Consider the following 24,667-nt stretch of genomic DNA (forward strand, 5'->3'; position numbering starts at 1 on the left):
TGTCCCTGAATCCGGTGCTGATTGACACCGATACCGGCACTGCGACCGAGGAAGTTCTCACCTCCAGGCCTGCGGCCCGCAACGATGACGAGCACCACTGACTCGGGGGGACGATCCGAGGGGCATATTCCTCTCCCAGAGTTCATCCACGCGATCAACGGCTACCAAGACCGGGTCGGGACCTACCGGAGTGCGGACGCTGCCACCGGATTCAGTCGCGACATTCTGCAAGATCCTCCACCCGACCACGCTCATCGTCTGTCACATAGACGACGACGTGTTGCCCGCATCCCGCACCTCTGTTTTCATAGAACAACCGGGTTCGCGCACCATTGTTGGCGGTTCATTGGTCCCACGCACTGGCCGGTTCAACCCTGCTCAGTTGGAGGAAGACATGTTTTTACACCGCCAAGACCCAATTGTCCCCGAGTGCCCCCGTGCGCGACACACAGCGCGGTGGTGGGTAGGCGCAGCCTGCATGGCAAGTGCTGTCGGGCTCGTTGCGACAACCGCGCCTGCCGATGCCGTCACCCGGACCGTCCAGGTCAGGATCAGCTACCAGATCAACGACTACGAAACCATCGGGTCGGACGAAATCTGTACCCCGACAACCAGAAGAGTCGAGAATCTGGACGACGAGCACTATTTCCACAGGACTTCTAGAGCAAGGTGCGGCGGGGAGATACGGGTCGAAGTCAAGTACACACTTGATCAGGAGAACGGCACGGTGTTCCTCACCGCCGGCCGGGTCAACTTCTACGAAGGCGACACCGACTCCACCAACGACCTCGATGGAACGGCCCGCATCAGGAAGCTCACGATCCCAGCCGGGAGAGCGGTCGATACCACCGTCAACGTGAGCAACACGGCTGAGAACGAGCCGCGTGATCGGGCTCGTGTGTCTATCACCGTGGACAACCGCTAGCCAGACCCCATGCGCGACGGTGCTGTCTGCTCCGCACGAGGAGCGGACAGCACCGTCCCGATCAGCGCAGGCGGGCGCCGACGCGGCTGCCGGCCGCGTCGACGGCGGCGAGTTTCGCGGCGTTGGCCTCGTCCTCGGTGAGGGTGCGGTCACCGGCCCGGAAGCGGAGGGCGAAGGCGAGTGACTTGTTGCCCTCACCCACCTGATCACCGGTGAACACGTCGAACAGTTCCAGGGATTCCAGCAGGTCTCCGGCGCCGTCGCGCAGGGCGGCGGCGACGTCGGCGGACGGCACCGAGGCGTCGACCACCACGGCGAGGTCCTGCAGGACCGCCGGGAACACGGAAACCTTGGGCGAAGGCAGCACCGTGGTGAGCGGCAGCGCGTCGATGTCGATCTCGAAGGCGCACAGGCGCTTCGGCAGTCCGGCACGTTCGAGGATCGCCGGGTGTAGCTCTCCGGCGTGGCCGACGGTCTTGCCGTCGACGATGACGGCGGCACAGCGGCCCGGATGCCAGGGGGCGACGTCGGCGGCCGTCAGTTCGATCTCGACACCCGCGGCACCCGCGACCGTGCGGGCGGCCTCGAAGGCGTCGAGATAGTCGGCGACCCGGCCGGGCCCCCACGGTCCGGCCGGATCGATCAGGCCGGTCAGCACACCGGCCACATGCAGCGGCTGATGCGGCAGCGAGGCGTCGAGGGCGGCGATCTCGGCATCGTCGGGCCGTCTGGTGACGTCGAGAGCGTCGACGGCGGTGACATTGTCGCCCGCGATGACCACCTGACCGATGGTGAACAGCGCCAGATCGCGTTGTCCGCGTGCGATATTGCGGGTGGTCATCTCCAGCAGACCCGGCAGCAGCGTGGTGTTGAGCTCGGGACGGTCACGTTCGAGCGGATTGAGCACCTTGACGGTGCGGCGGCGTTCGGCGTCGGGGGCCAGGCCCCACAGGTCGAACACCCCGGCCGGCATGAACGGGTACGGCAGCACTTCGGTGAAACCGTCGACGGCCAGTACCCGGCCGATGCCGCGGCGCCTGCGCTGGGCGGCGGTGAGCCCGGTTCCGGCGGGTGCCTTCGGTGGGATCGCCGGGATCAGCTCCAGTCCTTCCAGCCGCAGCACCTCCTCGACCAGGTCGGCACGCTGACGCAGATCCGGCCGCCAGGACGCCGGCGTGACGCTCAGCGGGTCGGTGCCGGTCACGGCGCAACCAACCTCGGTAAGCCGCTTTGCCGTGGTGCCCGGCTCATACGAGATGCCGGCGACGCGGTCCGGTTCGTCGGCGGCGATCGTGATCGGGGTGACCGGTTCGGTGTCGACGCGCACCCCGGCCAGCGGGGAGGCGATCACACCACCGGCAATCTGCACGATCAGCTCGGCTGCGCGATCGGAGGCGGCGACGGTGATCTCGGGGTCGACGATCCGCTCGAACCGCTTAGACGCCTCCGAGGTCAGTTTGTGCCGTTTGCCGGTGCGGAACACCCGCACCTGATCGAACGTCGCCGACTCCAGCAGCACCGCGGTGGTGTCGGTGGACACCTCGGTGGTGCTGCCGCCCATCACACCGGCCAGGGCGATCGGCCCGGACTCGTCGGCGATCACCACATCCTCGGGATCGAGAGCGCGTTCGGCGCCGTCGAGGGTGGTCAGCTTCTCCCCCGGCGCCGCCGACCGGACGGTGACGGTGCCGGTGACCTTGTCGGCGTCGAAGGCGTGCAGCGGCTGACCGAGTTCGATCATCACGTAGTTGGTGATGTCGACGATCGCCGAGATCGGGCGGATCCCGGCCACGAGCAGACGTTTCTGCATCCACCACGGCGACACCGCCGCGGCGTCGACTCCGGCGATGACGCGCGCCGTGTAGCGGGTGGCCGACGAATCGGGCTCGATCACCACCGGCCACGCGTCGCGGCTACCGTCGTCGGCGAGGGCCGGACGGTCGGCACCGGGATCGACGAACGGCACACCGAAGCTGCCGGCCAGCTCGCGGCCGAGACCGCGCACCGAGAACGCGTAGCCGCGGTCCGGGGTGACGTTGATGTCGATGGCGGTGTCGGCCAGACCCAGCACCTCGCGCGCGTCTGCACCCGGCTGAGCGGTGCCCGGGGCCAGCACGAGGATGCCCGACGCGTCGGCGCCGATACCCATCTCGGCGACCGAGCAGATCATGCCGTCGGAGACCTTGCCGTATGTCTTGCGGCTCGCGATCTCGAACGGGCCGGGCAGCACCACACCGGGCAGCGCGGCAACGATCAGGTCGCCCTCGGCGAAGTTGCGGGCGCCGCACACGATGCCTCGCGGCTGCTCCTCGCCCACGTCGACCTGGCAGAAGCGGATCGGCTTCTTGAACTCGGTCAGTTCCTCGATGGACTCGACACGACCGACGACGAGCGGACCCGTGATCTCCGGGAACGGTTCGACGTCCTCGATCTCGAATCCGACGCGCACGAAACCGGCGTCGACCTCCTCCGCGGTGGCCGACCAGGCCGGGTCGCCCTGCCGGAGAACGTCGGTGAACCAAGACAGTGGAGCACGCACGTGAAGTCAGCTACTTTCGTCGAAAAGTGGTGGTCGTGGTCAGACTGCGGGGCCGAACGGCTGGGTGAAGCGGATGTCGCCCTCGACCATGTCGCGCATGTCGGGCAGGTCGTTGCGGAACTGCAGCGTGCGTTCCAGGCCCATGCCGAAGGCGAAACCGGAATAGACATCGGGGTCGATTCCACTGGCCCGCAATACGTTCGGGTTGACCATGCCGCAGCCGCCCCACTCGACCCAGCCCGCGCCGCCCTTCTTGGCGGGGAACCACACGTCGACCTCGGCGGACGGTTCGGTGAACGGGAAGTAACTCGGCCGCATCCGGGTGGTGGTATCGGGACCGAACAGCGCCTTGGCGAACACTTCGAGCGTTCCGCGCAGATTGGCCAGCGTCAGACCCTTGTCGACGGCCAGGCCCTCGATCTGGTGGAACACCGGAGTGTGGGTGGCATCGAGTTCGTCGGTGCGGAACGTGCGGCCCGGGCAGGCGACGTAGATCGGCAGTTCGCGGCTGAGCATCGAACGCACCTGCACCGGCGAGGTGTGGGTACGCAGTACCTGCCGCGACCCTTCGGGGGCGATGTAGAAGGTGTCCTGCATCGAGCGCGCCGGATGGTCGGGCAGGAAGTTGAGGGCGTCGAAGTTGTGGTGTTCGGTCTCTACCTCGGGGCCTTCGGCGATCTCCCAGCCCATGCCGATGAAGACGTCGGCGACCTGCTCGCCGATCACCGTGATGGGGTGCCGAGCACCGACCCGGCGCCGGCCGCTCGGCAGCGTCACGTCGACACGTTCGGCGGCCAGGACCGCGGCGTCGCGTTCGGCATGCAGCACCTCGGTGCGGGCATCGAGGGCGGCGTTCACCTTGCCGCGCACCTCGTTGACGAGCTTGCCGCCGGCCGACCGCTGATCCTTGGGGATGCTGCCCAGCGCGCGGCGGGCCAGGGCGATCGGCGACTTGTCACCCAGGTGCGCGGTCTTGGCCTCGGCGAGTGCGTCGAGATCGGCGGCAGCGGCAAACGCCTCGATCGCAGCCGACGCGGCGGCGTCGAGCTCGGCCGGTTCCGGGAACGTCAGGGTTCCGTCTGCGGTGGGGGCGTCAGAGTTGGCCACGGTCGGCGATCTCCTCTTGTTGTCGCTGGGTGTGCCCGATTGGACCCCATAAAGACTAGTCGACCGGCGCCAACGCTCTGGCCGCAGGCCGACGAAGTGGTCCGGGACCGGTCGTCACCACGGGCCGTCCGGAGTCTCCCAGTGGTTCCAGAACATGTGCGGGATCTCGTTGTCCTTCAGGAAGTCCTCGATCTGGGAGTTGCTCCGCTCGAACCGGGCGGCGACCGCCGCGAGGAACTCGTCGTCCAGGGGCAGGCCGAGCAGATCGGCGAACTGCCGGGTCGCATCGGCATCGAGGCTGTAGCTGAATTCGTACTCGCTGGGGCTGAAGAACTGGCCGATCAGTCTGAAGCGGCCGTCCTTCAGTTCGATGCGAACGAACCTGGCGCCGGTGTCCTCCAGATAGTTCGTCTCCGGAGTGTTCTCTTTTCCCATGAATCCCATGGCCTCTTTGTACAACCGGCCTACGACATTCCGGCCGCCTATCGTGCCTGGATGCGGGCGCTTTCGTAGAGGCAGATGGCGGCCGCCGCAGCGATGTTGAGACTTTCGGCGTGGCCGCGGATCGGGATGGAGACCCGATGGTCGGCGGCGGCGAGCACCTCGTCGGCGAGGCCGTGCGCCTCGTTGCCGAGCAGCCATGCCGTCGGCCGGGCGAGCACGTCGGCGGCGTCGTCGAGGGACAGCTCACCGTCGGCGGCCGTCGCCAGGGCGGTGAGCCCGGCGGTGCGAATCCGGTTGAGGCCCTCGGTGATCGACCGTTCCCGCACGATCGGCAGATGAAAAATGCTGCCGGCGCTGGACCGGACGCATTTGCCGTTATGCGGGTCGACCGAATCCCCCAGCAGGACAACGGCATCGGCACCCATTGCATCGGCGCAGCGGATGATGGTGCCCGCATTGCCGGGTTCACGGGCCTCGACGGCCACTGCCAGCAGGCGTGGTTCGGCGGCCAGGACCTCGGCCAGTTCGGCGTCGAGCAGGTCGCACACCGCGAAGACTCCGGGTGGTGTCGTCGCCTCCGACAACTTGGCGACTGCCCGCTCGGAGAGCCACAGAACATCGACGCCGCGCTCAACCGCCGCGGCCACCACATCGTGGTGACGGTCGGCGTCGGCGGCCCGAACCAGCACGACTGCGGCACGGCCGGAGTCGAGGGCGGCGGTCACCGAGTTGGCGCCCTCCACCAGGAAGCGTCCCTCGGCACGACGGACCGACGAACGGTGCAGCTTCGCATACGACACGACCCGCGACGAACGTTCGCTGAGAACATCCGTCGCGGGTCGTGAAACGTTGTCGTCTATGACAACCAGCCGATCAGGCGGCCGGTGCGTTGACGTCGGCCGGCAGCGCCTTGCGGGCGACCTCGACGAGGCCGGTGAAGGCAGCGGGGTCGGTGACGGCGATGTCGGCGAGCACCTTGCGGTCAACCTCGACACCGGCGGCCTTGAGGCCCTGGATGAAGCGGTTGTAGGTGATGTCGTTGGCGCGGGCGGCGGCGTTGATACGCGCGATCCACAGCTTGCGGAACTCACCCTTGCGGGCACGGCGGTCCCGGTAGGCGTAGGTCAGCGAGTGGAGCTGCTGCTCCTTGGCCTTGCGGTACAGCCGCGACCGCTGACCGCGGTAGCCCTTGGAGGCCTCAAGGGTTGTCCGGCGCTTCTTCTGGGCGTTGACGGCCCTTTTCACGCGTGCCATGTCTTAAATCCTTCTAGTTCGTCAGAAATCTGGTCTCAAGCGGGGCCGCTGGTCAGCGGTTGAGCAGGCGCTTGATGCGGGGGGCGTCGTTCTCGCTGACGACGGCAACACCGTCGAGACGGCGGGTGCGGCGCGAGGACTTGTGCTCCAGGAGGTGGCGGCGGTTGGCCTTCTGGCGCACGATCTTGCCGCTGCCGGTCACCTTGAATCGCTTCGCGGTGCCCTTGTGGGTCTTGCTCTTCGGCATGAATCTTCCTTCATTCGAGCGAACGAGAACGCGCGCCGGTCACCCGGTGCGTTCTCGTTCGCAGGGACTGCGGTTGACGCCGGCGATACTGCCGCCGGCGCAAATGTGGCTAGCTGGTCGGTGCTGCGTCCGGACCCGGCTGCGGCTTGCCGCCGCGCTCCTGCTGGGCCTTGACGCGGGTCTTGGCACCCTTGTGCGGGGCCAGCACCATGGTCATGTTGCGGCCGTCCTGCTTGGCCGAGGTCTCGACGAACCCGTATTCGGCGACGTCGTTGCCCAGACGCTGCAACAGGCGGAAGCCGAGTTCGGGACGGGACTGCTCACGTCCGCGGAACATGATGGTGACCTTCACCTTGGACCCGTCCTTCAGGAACCGGACGACGTGACCCTTCTTGGTCTCGTAGTCGTGGTCGTCGATCTTCGGGCGGAGCTTCTGCTCCTTGATGACGGTCATCTGCTGGTTGCGGCGCGCTTCGCGCTGCTTCTGGGCCGCTTCGTACTTGAACTTGCCGTAGTCCATGATCTTGCACACGGGCGGCCGGGCGTCCGGCGCGACTTCTACCAAGTCCAGGTCGGCCTCGTAGGCCAGGCGAAGCGCATCTTCAACACGCACGATGCCCACCTGCTCCGAATTGGGTCCGACAAGACGGACCTCCGGTACGCGGATGCGCTCGTTGATGCGGGTCTCAGTGCTGATGGGGCCTCCTTGATCAAAACTTTCATGGTGACCACCGGGAGCTGCTCGGCAGGATCGCGGGAGCTGCACACTCAGCACAAGAGCCCTGGGACACAATGTCCACAGGGCTCCGTTACCGACCGGTCCACCGACATGCCTGTCGGCCCGAACTCGTGCATCGGCTGCGATGCGACGTGGCTCGGCTGGGAACCGGACCGTACAACTTCGGCGACGAATCGCCGTGTCGTGACGGTGGGAGCGGAACTCCACTTGCGACCCCGGCGAGAACCGGGGCGGTCGTACTGTGGGAGTCTAGCAGCCATGACCTCAAACTCCTATTCGTCACCTGGGGATTCACCCGAAGGCGACGCTGTCGGTGCTGGAGACGAGCAGCTGCAGACCGGTGAAAGCAACGTCCGCGACCTCGCCGATATTCCGTCCATCGAGGTCATCACCAAGTCGATCGTCATGCTGATGAGCGCCGCCGCGGAGAAACTGGGCCTGGCCGAGGGGGCCGGCGACGATGCCGTCGACCTCGACGAGGCCCGCAAACTCATCACCGCGCTCGCGGGCCTGGTCGACGCGTCGAAGGCCGATCTCGGGCTGCACGCCGCCCCGGTCCGCGACGGACTCAAGGGTCTGCAACTCGCGTTCCGCGAGAAGAGTGCCTACCCCGACGCACCCGGCGAGGGCCCCGGCGAGAAGTACACCGGACCGGTGCGCGCATAGCGCCGCGGCTACCCGTCACCCACGTACGCTGGACGGTGTGAGCACACCAGAATCACCCGGCGGAACCGACCCGGAGATCGTTGACGCCGAAGTCGTTGAGCAACCCCCGGCATCCCCGGGCCTGCCCGGTGTGGGCGCGGCACCGGTACTGCCCGACCCGGACTACTCCGAGGCCGGGGTGCCGTCGTTCGACTTCGTCCGCGACAAGATCGAGAAACGCATCTCCACCGCCATCGGCTCGGAGGTTCTCGCCGAATCCTCCGCCGAGGGGCAGCAGGCCGACGAGGCGCTCCGCAAACGCACCGAGGCCGCCAAGAAGAAGCTCGACGAGATCCGAAAGTCGATGGGCGGCTAGCAGCCGGCTACCCACTCGGCCGTCGTCGCTAGGCCATCCACTCCGGGGTGAGCGGGAGTCCGCGCCGGTGGCGGTATTCGGCGATCACCTTGAGATTGCGGAGTTCGACACGGTGGGCGGCCGACGCGATCGGCCACAGGTCGCCCACCCAAACCGAACGACCGGCGGGGGTGGTGTGCGGATACGGATTGTGGTCGTGGAACGGATGCCGCCAGCTGTTGCACACCACGACCGAGCCAGGCCGTCCGAGGACCATCTGCGCGTTGACCACCCGCATCAGGTACACGATCCACAGGTCACGGCCCTGGTCCCAGGCGCAGTGATAGTCGACCGTCATGGCATGCGAGTTGGCAATGGAGCGGATGTAGGGGTGGACGTCATCGGCGATGAGGTCGTCGGCGCTCCACAGCCCCGGCTCATCGGCCGGCCGAAAACCGCGCAGGCTGATCGTCCACTCCTCCAGCGACCGGGGGTCGGCCAGCCAGTTGAAGACATCACGTGCAGGCGCGTCGATGAATTCCTGTATCGACCAGTGGTCCCCGTAGATCTGTTTGTGCGAATGCACCGACCGCAAAGTGTTCACCAACACCGACGCCACCCGCGCCCGTGACGAGGATTCGATCCGTTCCAATCCCGGGAGCGGCGAATCGGTGTCGCCGATGTCCGACAGTGCAGCCGATAACACAGGCATTGTCCTCCTTTCCCGCGATCGTCACCGAACAGCGGCCGAACCCGTCGTGCCCGAACCCGTCGTGGGCCGGTAGTTCGGCAGGGCGTACCCAGCTTGCCCCGTGTTGCTTAAATGCCGCTGAAATCGCCGTCGTGGTGCGCGTACCAGAGGCACCGTAGTATCGGCACACCAGGTCCGAATGGTGGTGACAGTGCGCAGATCAAGCATTTGGCACCGGCTCGGAATCCGCGGCCGGTCCGCGGTGATCTCTGCCATCATCATCGCGCTCGCGCTGGTGGTCAGCGGTGTTGTGACCCTGTTGATCCTGCACCGACAGAACGAGAATTCCACCAGAACCGCCGCCACGCTGCGGGCCCAGGAGATGGCCGACGAGATCGGTGCCGGCGGATTGCCCCGCCTCGACGAGGACGACAAGACACCCGGTGGAGGTGTCGAGATCACACAGGTAGTCGATGAGGACGGCATCGTCGTCGACGGTTCGCCGGAGACACCCCACACGCCGATGGTCGGCATCGATCGTGCGCTCGACGAAGCGATGCACTATGTCACCGGCGTTTCGATTCCCGGCAGGCATACGACCTTGAACATCGCGATACGGACCACCAGGCACGACGGACGCACCTATACGGTGCTGGCCGCGGCCAGTGGAGAGTCGTTGCACCGCAGCGAGATCACCACCGCGACCGTTCTGCTCATCGAATTCCCGATCATCCTGCTCATCACCGCAGGCGTCTGCTATCTGTTGATCGGCCGGTCGCTGGCACCTGTCTCGCGGATCACCGGCCAAGCCCGGGCGATTACCGCGTCGTCGTTGAGCCGGCGTGTGCCGGTTCCCGCTCCGCGGGACGAGATCCGGAGTCTGGCAATGACGATCAATGCGATGCTCGATCGACTGGAGGCAAGCCACAACGCACATGTACGTCTCGTCGGCGACGCGTCACACGAATTGCGCAGCCCGCTGACGACCGTGGTGGGGCTGCTCGATCTGGCCGACGACACCGAGACCGCCGTCGATGTGGACACAGTACGCACCGTTCTGCTGCCGGAGGTCCGCCGGATGAAGCGGATGGTCGATGACCTGCTGCTGCTCGCACGCGCCGACGAGAAGGGTCTACGCGTACATCCCGTCGACATCGATCTCGATGATCTGGTACTGGCCGAGGCCGCCCGGGTACGGGCGCAGGACAGTATCCGCGTGAGCATTCATATCGAACCGATCCGCGTGCACGCCGACCCGGACCTGATCGGCCGTGCTCTGCGCAATCTGTCCGACAACGCCACGCGACACGCGGCATCGACCGTGTCGCTGACCATGAACACCGTCGATGACTGGGCCGTGATCACCATCAGCGATGACGGTCCCGGCGTCCCGGAAGACCAGCGGGACAGAATCTTCGACCGGTTCGCCCGGCTCGACCCGGACCGCCGGAGGGCCGACGGCGCCGGACTTGGCCTGGCAATCGTCCGGCAGATCACCGATGCCCACGGCGGGCGAATCCGGGTGGTCGACGACCATCGTGGCGGCGCCGCGTTCGAGCTACGGCTGCCGATCGGTACCAGCATGTGACACCCACCCGGCCGTCGGGACTACGCGTCCACGAGGCGATATCCCGCGCCGCGGACCGTCTCGATAGAGGCCACCCCGAACGGGATATCGATCCGTTTGCGGAGATACCTGATATACACCTCGACGATATTCTCGCTGCCTTCGTAGAATTCGTCCCACACCGAGCGCAGGATCGCATTCTTGGCCACCGCCCGGCCCCGATTGCGCATCAGGTATTCCAGGACGGCGAACTCCCTCGACGTCAGTTCGATCCGCACTCCGCCCCGATGCACCTGCCGGGTCGCCGGGTTGAGTACGAGCGTTCCGGCGATCAGATCGACCGGACGCTCCTGTGCGCCGCGGCGAGCGACGGCACGCAGATGCGCCCGCAGCACCACCCCGGAGAACGGTTTGACCAGGTAATCGTCGGCGCCGTAGTCCAGCGCCTCGGCCTGGTCGTACTCGCCGTCCTTCGCCGAGAGCATGAGAACGGGGACCCAGTTGTTGCGGGCCCGTAGTTCGCGCACGACCAGGAAACCGTTGAGTTCGGGCAGCATGATGTCGAGGATGACGGCGTCGAAATGTTCACCGCACGCCCGGGCCAATCCGAGTGCGCCGTCGGCGGCGGTCACCACATTCCAGCCGTCGGCGGTGAGCACCCGGCGAAGCGTCTCGGCCACCGCCGGATCGTCCTCCACCACCAGCACCCGCATTCCGGCGATGCTACACGCGACGGTTGTCCGGACCGGCGATCCGCCGACCCGCGGCAGCGCCCGCGACAATTTCAGCCGACCTTAAGCGCATCCCTGAAACCATCGGTCCGTGAACACCATTCAGGGAATGCCGATCCATCCGCTGCTCGCCCATCTGGCGGTGGTATCGATTCCGTTCGCGGCGCTGACCGACATCGTCGCGGTGTCGTGGCCGCGGGCGCGACGTTGGCTCGGATGGGGTGCGGTCGCGATCACTCTCGTCGCGGTGATCGTGACACCGCTGACGACATCGGCCGGCGAATCGCTCGAGAAGACCACGCCGATGAACCCCGATCTCGCCCGGCACGTCCACCTCGGCGATCAGATGGTCTATTGGGTCGCCGGGCTTTTCGCCGCGATCACCGTTCACTGGGCGGCGGCGGCCGACCTGTCGCGGTGGCAGTGGGTGCCTGAGGTTCCCGATCGGTGGCGCGACCTCGCCCGGCTCGTCACGACGCTCACCGTCATCGTGCTGGCACTGGGTGCGATCGTCTGGGTGATCCGTATCGGTGATGCAGGCGCGAAATCGGTGTGGCTGGGCTGAAACCCTCCGGGCGACAATACGAGAAGTCAGACACCCGGTTCGGACGACGCCGAATCATCGAGCTGCCGGATGTCGCCGCCACGCACATCGGTGATGAGTTCGTGTTGTCTTCGATTGCGACTCGCGGCCGACGCCGGCTGCTATCCCTCCAGGATTTCGGCGAGGAACTTGCCGGTGTAGCTTTCGGCAACGCCCGCAACATCTTCCGGATCTCCCTCGGCGACGACGGTGCCACCGCCGACACCGCCCTCCGGACCCATGTCGATGATCCAGTCGGCGGTCTTGATGACATCGAGGTTGTGTTCGATGACGATCACCGAATTGCCTTTGTCGACAAGGCCGTTGATCACCTTCAGCAGCTTCTTGATGTCCTCGAAGTGCAGGCCGGTGGTGGGTTCGTCGAGAATGTAGACGGTGCGGCCGGTGGAACGCTTCTGCAGTTCGGCGGCCAGCTTCACACGCTGCGCCTCGCCACCGGACAGCGTGGGTGCGGGCTGTCCGAGCCGCACATAACCCAGTCCCACGTCGACGAGCGTTTTCAGGTAGCGGTGGATGGAGGTGACGGGTTCGAAGAAGTCGGCGGCCTCCTCGATCGGCATGTCGAGGACCTCGGAGATGGTCTTGCCCTTGTAATGGACCTCCAAGGTCTCCCGGTTGTACCGCGCCCCGTGGCACACCTCGCACGGCACGTACACGTCGGGCAGGAAGTTCATCTCGATCTTGATGGTGCCCTCACCGGCACACGCCTCACACCGGCCGCCCTTGACGTTGAACGAGAACCGGCCCGGCTGGTAGCCGCGGACCTTGGCCTCGGTGGTGGCGGCGAACAGGGTGCGGATCTTGTCGAATACGCCGGTGTAGGTGGCCGGGTTTGATCGCGGGGTGCGGCCGATCGGTGACTGGTCGACCTGTACCAGCTTGTCGAGGTGTTCCAGACCCTTGACCCGGGTGTGCCGGCCGGGCACCTGCCGGGCGCCGTTGAGTTTGTTGGCCAGCACCGTCGCCAGGATGTCGTTGACGAGCGTCGATTTGCCCGAGCCGGAGACACCGGTGACCGCGGTCAGCACGCCCAGCGGGAAGGACACCTCGATACCGCGCAGGTTGTGCTCCCGTGCGCCGACGACCACGAGTTGCTTCTTGCGGTCGATGGGCCGGCGGATCGCGGGTACCGGCAGCGTGTCCCGGCCCGACAGATACGCCCCCGTCAGCGACTTGCGGTTCTTGAGCAGGTCCTTGTAGCTGCCCGAATGCACCACCTGACCGCCGTGTTCACCGGCGAGCGGACCGATGTCGACGATCCAGTCGGCGGCCCGGATGGTGTCCTCGTCGTGTTCGACGACGATGAGGGTGTTGCCCAGATCGCGGAGCCGGGTGAGGGTTTCGATGAGACGGCGGTTGTCGCGCTGGTGCAGCCCGATCGACGGTTCGTCGAGGACGTACAGCACACCGGCCAGGCCGGACCCGATCTGCGTGGCGAGCCGGATGCGCTGGGCCTCACCACCGGACAGTGAGCCCGCCGCCCGGGCCAGGGACAGATACTCCAGTCCGACGTCGAGCAGGAAGCGGATCCGCGCCTGCACCTCCTTGAGGACGCGGCCGGCGATGGCCTGCTGACGCTCGTCGAGGGCGAGACCGTCGAGATAGTCGGCGCAGTCGGCCACCGACATCGCGCACACGTCGGCGATCGACTTCTCGCCGTGCGTGGGATGGTCGAGGGTCACCGACAGGATTTCGGGCCGCAGCCGGGCACCCGCGCACGCCGGGCACGGCACGTCGCGCATGTAACCCTCGTAGCGTTCCTTCATCTGCTCGGACTCGGTCTGGTCCATCCGGCGGCTCAGGAACGACATCACCCCCTCGAACTCGGTGTAGTACGAGCGGGTGCGGCCGTAGCGGTTGCGGAACTTGACGTGCACCTGGTGGTCGCTGCCGTTGAGGATGGCCCGGCGCGCCTTGATCGGCAGCTTCTTCCACGGGGTGTCGAGGTCGAAACCCATCTCGTCGGCGAGACCGGATATCAGCCGCAGGAAGTAGTCGGCGTTATGGCCGCTCGACCATGGCGCGATCGCACCCTCGGTGAGGGTGAGCTCAGGATCGGGCACGACGAGGTCCTCGTCGATCTCCTTGCGCACTCCGAGCCCATCGCATTCGGGGCAGGCGCCGTAAGGCGAGTTGAACGAGAAGGACCTCGGTTCGAGGTCGTCGATCGCGATGGGATGCCCGTTGGGACAGGCCATCTGTTCGGAGAAGCGACGTTCGCGGTCGGGGTCGCTCTCGTCCCTGTCGACGAAGTCGAGCACCACGATGCCGTCGGCCAGGCGCAGCGCGGTCTCCACCGAGTCGGTGAGCCGCTGCTTGGCCGAGGCCTTGACCACGAGACGGTCCACGACCACCTCGATGTCGTGCTTCTCCTGCTTCTTGAGCTTGGGCGGGCTGGTGAGCTGATGCACCACACCGTCGACACGGATACGGGAGAAACCCTGCGTCTGCAGTTCGGCGAACAGGTCGACGAACTCGCCCTTACGGGTGCGTACGACGGGCGCGAGCACCTGGAAGCGGGTGCCCTCCTCCATGTCGAGTACCTGGTCGACGATCTGCTGCGGAGTCTGTTTGGCGATCAGTTCGCCGCACTCGGGGCAGTGCGCGCGGCCCGCCCGCGCGTACAGCAGACGCAGATAGTCGTACACCTCGGTGATGGTGCCGACGGTCGATCGCGGGTTGCGGTTGGTGGACTTCTGGTCGATCGACACCGCGGGTGAGAGACCCTCGATGAAGTCGACGTCGGGCTTGTCCATCTGGCCGAGGAACTGGCGGGCGTACGCCGACAGCGACTCGACGTAGCGACGCTGTCCCTCGGCGAAGATCGTGTCGAACGCGAGCGACGACTTGCCGGATCCGGACAGCCCTGTGAAGACGATCAGGCTGTCTCGTGGCAGGTCCACGTCGATTCCGCGCAGGTTGTGCTCGCGCGCCCCGCGAACGATCAGCCGGTCTACCACTGGCACTTCCTCAACTCACTAGGCGAACAGACGTGCGATCGGCTCTCCACTGTACTCCGCCGGACCAGGGCCGCCGCGCGATAACCTTTCGGCATGACTTCCCCTCCCACCACCATCTCCGACACCTATACCGGCGACCTGTCCGAATCGCCCGAACCACAGCGTCGCACATTGGGTTCGGCGACGATCGTGAAACTGTCCGTCGGCCCGATGGACAACAACGTGTACCTGGTGACCAGCCGCGCGACCGGCGACCAGCTGATCATCGACGCCGCCAACGACGCCGACCGGATCCTGGCGACGGTGGCCGCCTCCGACGGACGCCCGGCGCTGCTGCTCACCACCCACCAGCATTTCGACCACTGGCAGGCGCTGGCCGAGGTCAGCTCGGCCCTGAAGGTACCCACCGCCGCCGGGCGGCTCGACGCCGCCGAACTCCCGGTCACCCCCGACCGGCTCGTCGACGACGGCGACACGATCGTGGTGGGTGACCTCACCTTCGACGCCATCCATCTGGTCGGGCACACACCGGGATCGATCGCACTGGCCCTCACCGACGGCGGCCGGGGCGAACGCAGCGACGGGGAAAGTGGCACAGTGCACCTGTTCTCCGGTGACTGTTTGTTCCCCGGCGGGGTCGGTAAGACCTGGAAGGAGGGTGACTTCGAGATCCTCCTCGGCGATGTCACCCGGAAGGTGTTCGACCGGTACCCCGACGACACCGTCGTCTATCCCGGCCACGGAAAGGACACCACCCTCGGCGCCGAACGACCGCACCTGGACGAGTGGCGCGAACGCGGTTGGTGAGCACCCCGTGAGCCGATCACGGCCGTCGTTTCCGGGGCACGCGCCGATGCGCGCGTAAAGTGGATCGAATCCGCGCTCGAGAGCCGGGCCCGGATGTGACACCCGAAGTTCACCAGAAACGAAGGTCGTGATCGCATGATTCTCCGCCGTATCGCCCGCCCGATGCTCGCATCCGTGTTCGTGGTCGGAGGTGTCGATTCCCTCCGGAATCCGGCCGGTAAGGCCGCCGCGGCGCAAGGTTTCATCGACGGATCGGTCCAGGCGCTGCCGGACACGGTGACCGCCAACGTGCCGACGGATGCCGAAACCGTCATCCGGGTCAACGGCGCCATCCAGGTCGCCGCGGGCCTGCTGCTCGCGAGCGGCAAGTTCCCCCGCCCGGCCGCCGCTCTCCTCGCCGGATCCCTGGTCCCCACCACCGTCGCCGGGCACGCGTTCTGGAACGAGACCGACCCGGCACTCAAGGCACAGCAACGCACCCAGTTCGTCAAGAACGTCAGCCTGCTCGGTGGCCTGCTGATCGCCGCCGCCGACACCGAGGGCAAACCCTCGCTCGGCTGGCGCGGACGCCGCGCCGCCGAAACGGTGGTGGCCGCCCTCCCGGTCGGCGCCGGCACATCGGCATCCGCGTGGGACTCCCTGCGGTCGAAAGCCGCCGAGGGTGCCGAGGCGGTGGCCGAGCGGTCGGCCGGAGCGTCCGAAACCGTGCAGGACGCCGTGCACGCACTCGAAGCGCGGGGAGCCGGCGTCGCGGCCAAGGCCCGCGACCACGCACCCCAGGTCGCCGAGGCCGCACGCGGAATCGTGTCGGACGTCGCGGTGAAGACCCGGGACCGGGCGCCCGAAGTGGTCGAGGCGGCACGTGAACGGGCCCCGGAGGTGGCTCAGGCAGCGCGCGAGCTCGCCTCGACCGCCGCCGAGGCAGCGGCGGACAAGGCCAAGGACGGACAACGGCTGTGGCGCAAGGCCCGGGCGGCCGGCACCGAGGCACTGGCCAAGAGCGGTTCAGACCGTCAGTGACCCGCGACCAGGCAGCGCTATCAGAACGACCAGAGACACCAGAACGACCAGTGACGATCGAACACACAGGCCCGACCCGGCACAACACGACCGGCTCCGATATCCGTGTCGATGAGGAACAGCAGCATCTCGACCTCACCTACGCGCGGCTGGATCGGATGCGCGCCAACACGAACCGCCGGTTGTCGGAGGCGTTGCGGGAGACCGAGGACAACCCGCAGGCGCTGTCCGAACGCGAATCGTACGAGCGTCTCTACACCGACGATCTCACCAAGTTCGATGCGGCCGAACACAATCTGTACTTCGGCCGGCTCGACCTGGAGGACGGTGAGATCCGCCGGATCGGGCGCATCGGCATCCTCGACGATGATGAGGCCGACAGCACGCTACTGCTCGACTGGCGCGCTCCCCTGTCCCGCCCGTTCTATCTCGCCACCCCCGCGGCTCCCGAATCCGTGGAGATGCGGCGCCATATCCGCACCCGCAACCGCATGGTGCGTGCGGTCAACGACGAGTACCTGACCGGTGAGCACGCGGTCACCGATATGTCCGCCCACGGCGACGTGGTCAACGAGTCGGCGCTGGTGTCCGCGCTCAATGCCGCCCGCACCGGCGAGATGACCGACATCGTCGAGACCATCCAGCGGGAGCAGGACATCATCATCCGCTCGACGCACCGCGGGGTGACCGTGATCCAGGGCGGCCCGGGCACGGGCAAGACCGCGGTGGCCCTGCACCGTGCGGCCTACCTGCTTTACACACACCGGGACACGCTCTCGCGCAGCGGAATCCTGATCGTCGGCCCCAACGACGACTTCCTGGACTACATCGGGCAGGTGCTGCCGTCGCTGGGCGAGTCGGGGGTGCTGCTCTCGACAGTCGGGGATCTGTTCCCCGGGGTGAGCGCAGCGGCCACCGACAGCCGGGAGACGATGGCCGTCAAGGGTGACCTGCGCATGGTGGACGTCGTCAAACGAACGGTGCGTGCCTACCAGTCGCTGCCGTCGATGCCGGTTCCGGTCACCTTCGACACCTACGAGGTGCAGATCACCTCGCAGCTGATCAAGGATGCCCGAGCCAAGGCCCGCAGTTCCCGCAAGGCGCACAACCAGGCACAGCGGATCTTCGTGCGGGCCGGGCTCGACGGGCTGGCGCAGGCTCACGCCCGCACCATCGGCGCGAGCCTACTCGACGGTTCGCAGTTGCTCAGCGCCGGCGATATCGCCGACATCCGGGAGGAGATGGCGCAGGATCCCGATATCCGCCGGGAGTTGCTGCGCTTCTGGCCCACGCTGACGCCGCTCGATGTGCTGCGTGATCTGTACGCCGATCCGGCCGCGATCCGTCGGGCCACCCCCGGCTGGTCCGACGACGATCGCGCGGCACTACACAGGGTGGCCGCACCGCGTCCCGAAGGCGCCGACTTCTCCCCCGCCGACGTCCCGCTGCTCGACGAGATCGCCGAGCTCATCGGGTTCGGCACCGAGGACGACGAACGCGAGCAGCGCGCCCAGTGGCGCAGGCAGCTCGCGGAGGCGCAGGAGGCGCTCGACATCCTGACCGGGTCGGCACCCCAGGATCTCGAGGATGATCTCGATCCCGAGATCCTGATGGCCTATGACCTGATCGATGCCGAGCAGCTCGCCGAGCGGCAGACTCGGCGCCGGAACCTGACGACGGCCGAACGAGCCGTCGGCGACCGGCAGTGGGCGTTCGGCCATGTGATCGTGGACGAGGCGCAGGAACTGTCGGCGATGGCGTGGCGCATGCTCATGCGGCGGATCCCGAACCGCTGGATGACGATCATCGGTGACACCGCCCAGACCGGTGACCTCGCGGGCACGCGATCGTGGCAGGCGGTGCTGGAACCGTATGTGGCCAAACGCTGGCAGTTGCGGGAGTTGACGGTCAACTACCGCACGCCCTCGGAGATCACCCGGTACGCCAATCGCGTGCTGCACCAGATCAATCCGGAGCACTCACCGCCGACATCATTGCGCAGCAACGGAATCGAACCGTACGCGATGACCGCGGCGGGATCCTCAGTCCCGTCCGCGGTTGTCACGGCACTCGGCGGCGACTGGCCGGGACTGACCGCGATCATCGCACCCGACAACCAATGTGCGGGTATCGCCGCCGAACTCGATGGCCGGACCAGCGGCGGTGACGAGATCCGGGTCCTGACCGTATCGGCGTGCAAGGGACTCGAATTCGACAACGTGGTGGTCGTCGGTCCGGCAGAGATCCTGCGACAGTCGCCCCGCGGGCACAGCGACCTGTACGTCGCGCTCACTCGAGCAACACAGCGGCTCGTCGTGGTCTACGACGAGCCGCTGCCTGACGAACTGAAAGACCTGCCGGTACGGAACGATTGACCCGCACCGTCAGGTCCGATGGGTCTAGGTGGTGTGGACGATCAGCACGTCCGATGCCGACTTGCGGGCCACATCCGCCGGAACCGAACCGAGCAGGCGCCCGGCGATCGAGTTCAGGCCGCGGTTACCCACCACCAGCAGGTCCGCCGACACGTCGGTGACCAGTTGCAGCAGAGCGTCGACCGGGGCACCCTTGACCGGACGCAACACCACGTTGGCGGCACCGGCCTTGCCGGCGCGTTCCTTGGCGGTGCGCAGCACCTCTTCGGTGGGGGTGGAGCCCTGGATCTGGTAAGCCTCGTCTTTCAGGATGTCGGCGGCCTCACCCGGGCCCCGGTCGTTGGGCAGGTATGCGCACGCGATCACCAGCTTGCCCTCCCCGCCGGCCAAGGCACCCGCACGCTCCACCGCCTTCAACGACGACTCAGAACCGTCGGTGCCGACGACGATCGTTTGGTATGCGCTCATCCATTCCTCCATAGTTCAGTTTGTCGCCCATAGGACATGCCGCCGGCCGGTGGACCGGCGGGGATGCCGGGTGGCGCGCGCCCCCACGGAACCCCTTGAATCGCGACAGTAGCGGGAGGGTAACAGTTTTGTCGCCGATTCGTGGCGATCGGCACAATGGCGCGCCGATCGATCGGGCGTCACCTCCTACTTGATACCGGCCGCGTCCATGCCCCGGAGTTCCTTCTTCAGGTCGGCGATCTCATCACGCAGCCGGCCGGCGAGCTCGAACTGTAGGTCGCGGGCCGCGCTCATCATCTGCTCGGTGAGCTGACCGACCAGATCGGCAAGTTCGGCACGCGGCATCGCCGAGGTGTCGCGTTTTTCGATCACGCCGGCGCTGCCCTTCGCCTTCGAGACCTCCCCCTGGGCGCGGCGGCCCCGGCTGGCGTTGCGGCCCGACCCGCCGACCTCCACGGTGTCGTCGGCCTCCCGGTACACCTGATCGAGGATGTCGGCGATCTTCTTGCGCAGCGGTTGCGGGTCGATGCCGTGCTCGGTGTTGTAGGCGATCTGCTTCTCGCGGCGGCGTTCGGTCTCGTCGATGGCGTTGCGCATCGAGTCGGTGATCTTGTCGGCGTACATGTGCACCTGCCCGGACACGTTGCGGGCGGCGCGGCCGATGGTCTGGATCAGCGAGGTGGTGCTGCGCAGGAAGCCCTCCTTGTCCGCGTCGAGGATCGCCACCAGCGACACCTCGGGCAGGTCGAGGCCCTCGCGGAGCAGGTTGATGCCCACCAGGACGTCGTACTCGCCGGTGCGCAACTGCCGCAGCAGCTCGACGCGGCGCAGTGTGTCGACCTCCGAATGCAGGTATCGGACCCGGATGCCGAGTTCCAGCAGGTAGTCGGTGAGGTCTTCGGACATTTTCTTGGTGAGGGTGGTGACCAGGACCCGTTCGTCGCGTTCGGTGCGTTCCCGGATCTCGTGCACCAGATCATCGATCTGCCCCTTGGTGGGTTTGACGATGACCTCGGGATCGACGAGACCGGTCGGGCGGATCACCTGCTCGACGAACTCACCCTGCGACTGCCCCAGCTCGTACGCTCCGGGGGTGGCCGACAGGTACACGGTCTGCCCGATACGGTCGACGAACTCGTCCCAGGTCAGCGGCCGGTTGTCGACGGCCGAGGGCAGCCGGAAGCCGTACTCGACGAGGTTGCGTTTGCGGGACATGTCACCCTCGTACATCGCGCCGATCTGCGGCACCGTCACATGCGATTCGTCGATGACCAGCAGGAAATCGTCCGGGAAGTAGTCGATGAGGGTGGCGGGCGCACTCCCCGCGGGGCGACCGTCGATGTGCCGCGAATAGTTCTCGATGCCGGAGCAGAAACCCACCTGCCGCATCATCTCCAGGTCGTAGGTGGTGCGCATCCGCAGCCGCTGTGCTTCAAGGAGTTTGCCCTTGCCCTCCAGATCGGCGAGCCGCTCCTCGAGTTCGGCCTCGATGCCGGCCATCGCCTTCTCCATGCGCTCCGGACCCGCGACATAGTGCGTGGCGGGGAAGATTCGCAGCGAATCAACTTCCCGCACAACATCTCCGGTCAGAGGATGCAGGTAGTACAGTGCCTCCACCTCGTCACCGAAGAACTCGATCCGCACCGCGAGCTCCTCGTACGACGGGATGATCTCGACGGTGTCGCCGCGCACCCGGAAGCCGCCCCGGGTGAAGGACATGTCGTTGCGGGTGTACTGCACGTCCACCAGCAGCCGCAGCAGCGCATCGCGGTCCACCTCCTGCCCCACCGACAATTCGACGGACCGGTCGAGGTAGGACTGCGGCGTACCGAGACCGTAGATGCAGGAAACCGAGGCGACCACCACCACGTCGCGGCGCGAGAGCAGATTGGAGGTGGCCGAATGCCGCAACCGCTCCACGTCGTCGTTGATGGACGAGTCCTTCTCGATGTAGGTATCGGTCTGCGCGATGTACGCCTCGGGCTGGTAGTAGTCGTAGTACGAGACGAAGTACTCGACCGCGTTGTTGGGCAACATCTCCCGCAGCTCATTGGCCAGCTGCGCAGCCAGTGTCTTATTGGGCGCCATCACCAGCGTGGGCCGCTGCACCCGCTCGATGAGCCAGGCGGTGGTGGCCGACTTACCGGTACCGGTGGCACCTAGCAGCACGATGTCCTTCTCGCCCGCCTTGAGCCTGCGTTCGAGGTCGTCGATGGCCTGCGGCTGGTCGCCGGCCGGCTCGTACTGGCTGACCACCTCGAACTCCCGGCCGGTACGTTCGATCTCACCGACGGGCCGGAACTCGGAGTGCGCGATCACCGGATGTTCTGCTGCAAACGCCATAGCGTCAGGGTAAACCCGAATGCGGACAGTTTCGTTCCTCAAGCCCTTGTCGTATTCGCCCGCTACTGTCACCACCATGACAGCGGCACCGCATCCCCCCAAGTACGAGGTCTTCGACGTACCGGCGATGACCAACACCGACAACAAGGGCTTCGTGCGGCCGGTGCAGCAGTACCGCGAGACCGACTACGGCCTGTACATGTCCCGCACTGCCGATCACGCCAAGTTCAGCCACCTCGAGACCTGGTTGCTCCCCGCACTGGGGTTGCGCGCCAACATCTTTCACTTCACCGAGGGTCACCGTCCCGGGCAGCGACTGTATCTCGACGTGGGCCGCTTCCACGGCCCCGACGACGAGGGCCGCTGGCACGCCACCGACTGGTACCTGGACCTGGTGGACACCCCGCCGCAGCCGCTGGAGCTGATCGACGTCGATGAGTTGTTCGACGCCTGTTCCGCGGGCCTGCTCAGCACGGCCGACGCCCAGGAGGCGGTGTTCGTGGCGACGCGGGCGCTGGTGGGGGCCGCCGACCATGACCACAAGGTGCAGGACTGGCTCAACGCGCAGGTCGGTGAGCCGTTGACCTGGCTGGACTCGCCCGGAGCGTAAGGCCTTACCCGGCCTTCACCGCCACGCCGATCACCGCGGGCCTGCCCGCATCGGCCGATGCGAACTCACCCGGCGACGTAGCGGCGAAGCCTCCGGCAGGCAGCGCCGCGGTGATCGCCGCAACCGCGTCGTCATCCCTGGCCACCACCCGCAGCGAGGGCACCAGTCCGCTGGTGGCCACCTCGACCGCGGTGGCGTTGGCGCCGCACAGCGCCCACAACCGGTTGGTCAGGCGGGTCTCCAGCGACGCCGGGCTGGGATCCCACGCCACCGCCGCGGCATCCGGTTCGGCCGGGGCTCCCTGCCGAACGGCCTCCTCGAGCGGCACCAGACGCTCGTCCCACAGCCGTGCCGCCGCCTCCGCGAGTTGTTCGGGTGTTCCGGAGTTGTCGAGCCAGGCGTCGGCGACGGCACGCCGCTGGTCGTCGGTGGCCTGCGCCGCGATCCGCGCCCGTGCGTCGGCCTCGTCGAGGCCGCGCGAGGTGGTGAGCCGGTGTACGCGCAGTTCCTCGTCGGCTCCGACGATCACCACGAAGTGAAAGAACGGCGCTGAGTGATTCTCCACGAGTAGCGGAATATCCTGCACCACAATCGCATCCGCGGGTGCGGCGTCAAGCAGTGCCTGCGTTCTCGCCCCGATCAGCGGGTGCGTGACGGCATTGAGTTTCTGTCGCTGCTCGTCGTCGGAAAATACCCGGGCCGCGAGCGCGGGCCGGTCGAGCGAGCCGTCGGAGCCCAGGATCTCCGGACCGAACGCGTCCACGAGCCGGCGCAGACCGTCCGAGCCCGGTTCGACCACCTCGCGGGCGATCTTGTCGGCGTCGATGAGGTACGCGCCCCGCTCGGTGAAAGTCTTGGCCACCGTCGACTTGCCCGCGCCGATACCCCCGGTCAATCCCACTCTGATCACGTCGTCCAGTCTGGCAGACGATTGAGGCAGCGGTCACAACCGGGACCGCCGCCCCACTCACCCACCGCCGTCGAGTCAGCCGGTCACGCCGGTGAGCTCGATGGTCGGCTTGTCCAGTCCGGCCTGGTTGACGCGCTTGCGCTCGGTGAGGTCGACGGCGTGGATCGTCCTGGTCGCCGGATCACTCACGTAGGCAATCGAGTCGAGGACGAACAGGTTGGGCATCGGATCCTGCCACCGCGTCGGCTCGGTCCACCGTTCGATCACCGGGATCTTCGCGGTTTCGGCACCCGTCTCGGCGTCGATGAGGTGCAAGGCACCGTCGGTGCCGAGAATCAGCGCTTCCCCATTCGGTCCCCGTTCGAGGCCACGGAAGCTGTAGCTCGCCGGAAACGGCACCACTCGGAGTGAGCCGGTGCGCGTGTCGGTCAGGGTGAATCTGTTCGGGTGTTCGGCCTTGGCATCCTTCTGGGTCTTGTAGTCGCCCAGCACTATCGGCGAACTCTCCGCCCCGGCCTGATTACCGATGCGCCCATAGGCATCCGGGCTCGCCACCTTGCGGATGTTGTTGCCGTCGACGACGAGCAGCCCGTCCTCGCAGCCGAAGACGAGCACCCCGCCGGCGGCAGCAGCCTCTCCGTGCACGCCCGGGCACTGATCATTCCCGGCGATCCGCTTGTGGTCCCGGTCGATGATGGCGACTCCGGTGCGGGAGTCCTCGTCGCCGACGCTGACCACGAGGCTGCCGTCGCCCCGTGACACCGCGACCCCGTGGTGCGGTTCGGGAACGGTGTACCGCGTGGATTTCGCTTTGCCGTCGGCCAGTTCGGCGGGTTCGACGATATCGACGTCACCGGTTCCGTCGCTGAACAAGGCGATCCGGGCATCGTGCGGCACGACGTGCCCCGGTTCCGCTCCGCCGAAGCGCAGTTCGGTGAGTTTCGGTGCGGTGGTGTAGGAATGACCATGGTCGCCGTGCTGTACCGTCCAGGTCCCCATGTCGATGACACGGAATCCTCCTGCCGCGGAAACGAAGACGTTGCGTCCGTTGGCGGCGGTGTTGAGCCGGACGAAGCCGTCGATCGGAATGTCGGCGATCTGCTCGAGCGTTGTCGCGTCGAGAACCAGCACGCCGCCGTCATAACTGAGCGCCAGACGCGGTGTGGGTCCGGCCTGTTCTGCCACCCGACTCGACGCCGAGGTCTCGCCACCATCGGAATCGGGCGAGCCGCAGGCCGACAGCGCGAGAGTGGTGGCAGCGACCAGCGCGGCCAGGTACAGGGTGGGTGTTCGTGTTGTTCTCACGCGGTCAGTTAACGGCTTAAT

Annotated in this window: 23 protein-coding genes; 9 read left to right on the forward strand and 14 right to left on the reverse strand. The window is 66.7% G+C overall.

Annotated elements, in window-relative coordinates:
- Window positions 1-478 precede the first annotated feature (478 nt).
- On the forward strand, window positions 479-925 hold the full coding sequence (locus GOAMR_RS15600; protein ID WP_005189858.1) for a hypothetical protein: 447 nt from the start codon (window positions 479-481) through the stop codon (window positions 923-925).
- Window positions 926-986: 61 nt separating this feature from the next.
- Here GOAMR_RS15600 and pheT read toward each other — a convergent pair whose 3' ends face one another.
- The 7 genes from pheT to infC all read right to left on the reverse strand — a co-directional run bounded on the left by pheT (window position 987) and on the right by infC (window position 7,282).
- A complete protein-coding gene (gene pheT / locus GOAMR_RS15605; RefSeq protein ID WP_005189861.1) occupies window positions 987-3,464 on the reverse strand; it encodes a phenylalanine--tRNA ligase subunit beta in 2,478 nt (825 codons plus the stop codon).
- A gap of 39 nt (window positions 3,465-3,503) precedes the next feature.
- On the reverse strand, window positions 3,504-4,571 hold the full coding sequence (pheS, locus tag GOAMR_RS15610) for a phenylalanine--tRNA ligase subunit alpha (protein ID WP_005189863.1): 1,068 nt from the start codon (window positions 4,569-4,571) through the stop codon (window positions 3,504-3,506).
- Between the two features lie 114 nt (window positions 4,572-4,685).
- The gene (locus GOAMR_RS15615; protein ID WP_005189866.1) at window positions 4,686-5,015 is read right to left on the reverse strand and encodes a hypothetical protein; all 330 of its coding nucleotides are present in this window, start codon (window positions 5,013-5,015) and stop codon (window positions 4,686-4,688) included.
- Between the two features lie 38 nt (window positions 5,016-5,053).
- A complete protein-coding gene (locus tag GOAMR_RS15620; RefSeq protein WP_005189868.1) occupies window positions 5,054-5,815 on the reverse strand; it encodes a TrmH family RNA methyltransferase in 762 nt (253 codons plus the stop codon).
- A gap of 73 nt (window positions 5,816-5,888) precedes the next feature.
- A complete protein-coding gene (gene rplT, locus GOAMR_RS15625; RefSeq protein WP_005189871.1) occupies window positions 5,889-6,269 on the reverse strand; it encodes a 50S ribosomal protein L20 in 381 nt (126 codons plus the stop codon).
- Window positions 6,270-6,321: 52 nt separating this feature from the next.
- Complete coding sequence (gene rpmI / locus GOAMR_RS15630) at window positions 6,322-6,516, reverse strand: 50S ribosomal protein L35 (RefSeq protein WP_005178720.1); 195 nt, start codon at window positions 6,514-6,516, stop codon at window positions 6,322-6,324.
- A 109-nt stretch (window positions 6,517-6,625) separates the two neighbouring features.
- Window positions 6,626-7,282, reverse strand: coding sequence for a translation initiation factor IF-3 (gene infC / locus GOAMR_RS15635; RefSeq protein ID WP_083836983.1), 657 nt, complete (start codon window positions 7,280-7,282; stop codon window positions 6,626-6,628).
- A 231-nt stretch (window positions 7,283-7,513) separates the two neighbouring features.
- Between infC and GOAMR_RS15640 the strand changes: the two genes are divergently transcribed.
- Together GOAMR_RS15640 and GOAMR_RS15645 are read left to right on the forward strand one after the other, a co-directional pair.
- Window positions 7,514-7,921: a DUF1844 domain-containing protein gene (locus tag GOAMR_RS15640; protein WP_005189877.1), complete on the forward strand. Its 408-nt coding sequence runs from the start codon at window positions 7,514-7,516 to the stop codon at window positions 7,919-7,921.
- A gap of 37 nt (window positions 7,922-7,958) precedes the next feature.
- Complete coding sequence (locus tag GOAMR_RS15645) at window positions 7,959-8,276, forward strand: hypothetical protein (RefSeq protein ID WP_005189880.1); 318 nt, start codon at window positions 7,959-7,961, stop codon at window positions 8,274-8,276.
- A 28-nt stretch (window positions 8,277-8,304) separates the two neighbouring features.
- Here the strand turns inward: GOAMR_RS15645 and GOAMR_RS15650 are convergent, their stop codons facing one another.
- Window positions 8,305-8,967, reverse strand: coding sequence for a hypothetical protein (locus tag GOAMR_RS15650; protein WP_005189882.1), 663 nt, complete (start codon window positions 8,965-8,967; stop codon window positions 8,305-8,307).
- A 241-nt stretch (window positions 8,968-9,208) separates the two neighbouring features.
- On the opposite strand from GOAMR_RS15650, the gene GOAMR_RS15655 reads away from it, so the two are divergent.
- Window positions 9,209-10,534, forward strand: coding sequence for a HAMP domain-containing sensor histidine kinase (locus GOAMR_RS15655; protein ID WP_170319171.1), 1,326 nt, complete (start codon window positions 9,209-9,211; stop codon window positions 10,532-10,534).
- Between the two features lie 20 nt (window positions 10,535-10,554).
- Here the strand turns inward: GOAMR_RS15655 and GOAMR_RS15660 are convergent, their stop codons facing one another.
- Window positions 10,555-11,226 carry a response regulator transcription factor gene (locus GOAMR_RS15660; RefSeq protein ID WP_005189887.1) on the reverse strand — a complete coding sequence of 224 codons (672 nt, stop codon included), beginning with the start codon at window positions 11,224-11,226 and terminating at the stop codon, window positions 10,555-10,557.
- A 109-nt stretch (window positions 11,227-11,335) separates the two neighbouring features.
- Here GOAMR_RS15660 and GOAMR_RS15665 point away from each other — a divergent pair, with 109 nt between their 5' ends.
- On the forward strand, window positions 11,336-11,809 hold the full coding sequence (locus GOAMR_RS15665) for a DUF2231 domain-containing protein (protein WP_005189889.1): 474 nt from the start codon (window positions 11,336-11,338) through the stop codon (window positions 11,807-11,809).
- Between the two features lie 140 nt (window positions 11,810-11,949).
- Here GOAMR_RS15665 and uvrA read toward each other — a convergent pair whose 3' ends face one another.
- Complete coding sequence (gene uvrA, locus GOAMR_RS15670; RefSeq protein WP_005189891.1) at window positions 11,950-14,808, reverse strand: excinuclease ABC subunit UvrA; 2,859 nt, start codon at window positions 14,806-14,808, stop codon at window positions 11,950-11,952.
- A gap of 93 nt (window positions 14,809-14,901) precedes the next feature.
- On the opposite strand from uvrA, the gene GOAMR_RS15675 reads away from it, so the two are divergent.
- From GOAMR_RS15675 to GOAMR_RS15685, 3 genes are all read left to right on the forward strand, one after another.
- Window positions 14,902-15,615: an MBL fold metallo-hydrolase gene (locus tag GOAMR_RS15675; RefSeq protein ID WP_005189892.1), complete on the forward strand. Its 714-nt coding sequence runs from the start codon at window positions 14,902-14,904 to the stop codon at window positions 15,613-15,615.
- 135 nt (window positions 15,616-15,750) lie between these two features.
- On the forward strand, window positions 15,751-16,635 hold the full coding sequence (locus GOAMR_RS15680; RefSeq protein WP_005189894.1) for a DoxX family protein: 885 nt from the start codon (window positions 15,751-15,753) through the stop codon (window positions 16,633-16,635).
- Between the two features lie 50 nt (window positions 16,636-16,685).
- A complete protein-coding gene (locus GOAMR_RS15685) occupies window positions 16,686-19,010 on the forward strand; it encodes a HelD family protein (RefSeq protein ID WP_005189896.1) in 2,325 nt (774 codons plus the stop codon).
- A gap of 24 nt (window positions 19,011-19,034) precedes the next feature.
- Here the strand turns inward: GOAMR_RS15685 and GOAMR_RS15690 are convergent, their stop codons facing one another.
- Both GOAMR_RS15690 and uvrB read right to left on the reverse strand, forming a co-directional pair.
- A complete protein-coding gene (locus GOAMR_RS15690) occupies window positions 19,035-19,478 on the reverse strand; it encodes a universal stress protein (RefSeq protein WP_040515506.1) in 444 nt (147 codons plus the stop codon).
- Between the two features lie 186 nt (window positions 19,479-19,664).
- A complete protein-coding gene (gene uvrB / locus GOAMR_RS15695) occupies window positions 19,665-21,821 on the reverse strand; it encodes an excinuclease ABC subunit UvrB (RefSeq protein WP_040515508.1) in 2,157 nt (718 codons plus the stop codon).
- Between the two features lie 76 nt (window positions 21,822-21,897).
- Between uvrB and GOAMR_RS15700 the strand changes: the two genes are divergently transcribed.
- Window positions 21,898-22,431, forward strand: a complete 534-nt coding sequence (locus GOAMR_RS15700) for a ribonuclease FAU-1 family protein (protein ID WP_040515509.1) — start codon at window positions 21,898-21,900, stop codon at window positions 22,429-22,431.
- A gap of 4 nt (window positions 22,432-22,435) precedes the next feature.
- Here GOAMR_RS15700 and coaE read toward each other — a convergent pair whose 3' ends face one another.
- Window positions 22,436-23,341: a dephospho-CoA kinase gene (coaE, locus tag GOAMR_RS15705; protein ID WP_005189904.1), complete on the reverse strand. Its 906-nt coding sequence runs from the start codon at window positions 23,339-23,341 to the stop codon at window positions 22,436-22,438.
- A gap of 75 nt (window positions 23,342-23,416) precedes the next feature.
- On the reverse strand, window positions 23,417-24,646 hold the full coding sequence (aztD, locus tag GOAMR_RS15710) for a zinc metallochaperone AztD (RefSeq protein ID WP_005189907.1): 1,230 nt from the start codon (window positions 24,644-24,646) through the stop codon (window positions 23,417-23,419).
- Window positions 24,647-24,667 lie beyond the last annotated feature (21 nt).

The sequence above is a fragment of the Gordonia amarae NBRC 15530 genome (genome assembly GCF_000241345.1).
GTDB lineage: Bacteria > Actinomycetota > Actinomycetes > Mycobacteriales > Mycobacteriaceae > Gordonia > Gordonia amarae.

What these genes read in the sequence shown, in the direction of transcription:
- GOAMR_RS15600 (WP_005189858.1), top strand. Translation starts at nt 479, where the DNA reads ATGGCAAGTGCTGTCGGGCTCGTTGCGACAACCGCGCCTGCCGATGCC.
- GOAMR_RS15615 (WP_005189866.1), bottom strand. Translation starts at nt 5,015, where the DNA reads ATGGGATTCATGGGAAAAGAGAACACTCCGGAGACGAACTATCTGGAG.
- rplT (WP_005189871.1), bottom strand. Translation starts at nt 6,269, where the DNA reads ATGGCACGCGTGAAAAGGGCCGTCAACGCCCAGAAGAAGCGCCGGACA.
- rpmI (WP_005178720.1), bottom strand. Translation starts at nt 6,516, where the DNA reads ATGCCGAAGAGCAAGACCCACAAGGGCACCGCGAAGCGATTCAAGGTG.
- GOAMR_RS15640 (WP_005189877.1), top strand. Translation starts at nt 7,514, where the DNA reads ATGACCTCAAACTCCTATTCGTCACCTGGGGATTCACCCGAAGGCGAC.
- GOAMR_RS15650 (WP_005189882.1), bottom strand. Translation starts at nt 8,967, where the DNA reads ATGCCTGTGTTATCGGCTGCACTGTCGGACATCGGCGACACCGATTCG.
- GOAMR_RS15660 (WP_005189887.1), bottom strand. Translation starts at nt 11,226, where the DNA reads ATGCGGGTGCTGGTGGTGGAGGACGATCCGGCGGTGGCCGAGACGCTT.
- GOAMR_RS15675 (WP_005189892.1), top strand. Translation starts at nt 14,902, where the DNA reads ATGACTTCCCCTCCCACCACCATCTCCGACACCTATACCGGCGACCTG.
- GOAMR_RS15680 (WP_005189894.1), top strand. Translation starts at nt 15,751, where the DNA reads ATGATTCTCCGCCGTATCGCCCGCCCGATGCTCGCATCCGTGTTCGTG.
- GOAMR_RS15690 (WP_040515506.1), bottom strand. Translation starts at nt 19,478, where the DNA reads ATGAGCGCATACCAAACGATCGTCGTCGGCACCGACGGTTCTGAGTCG.
- uvrB (WP_040515508.1), bottom strand. Translation starts at nt 21,821, where the DNA reads ATGGCGTTTGCAGCAGAACATCCGGTGATCGCGCACTCCGAGTTCCGG.
- GOAMR_RS15700 (WP_040515509.1), top strand. Translation starts at nt 21,898, where the DNA reads ATGACAGCGGCACCGCATCCCCCCAAGTACGAGGTCTTCGACGTACCG.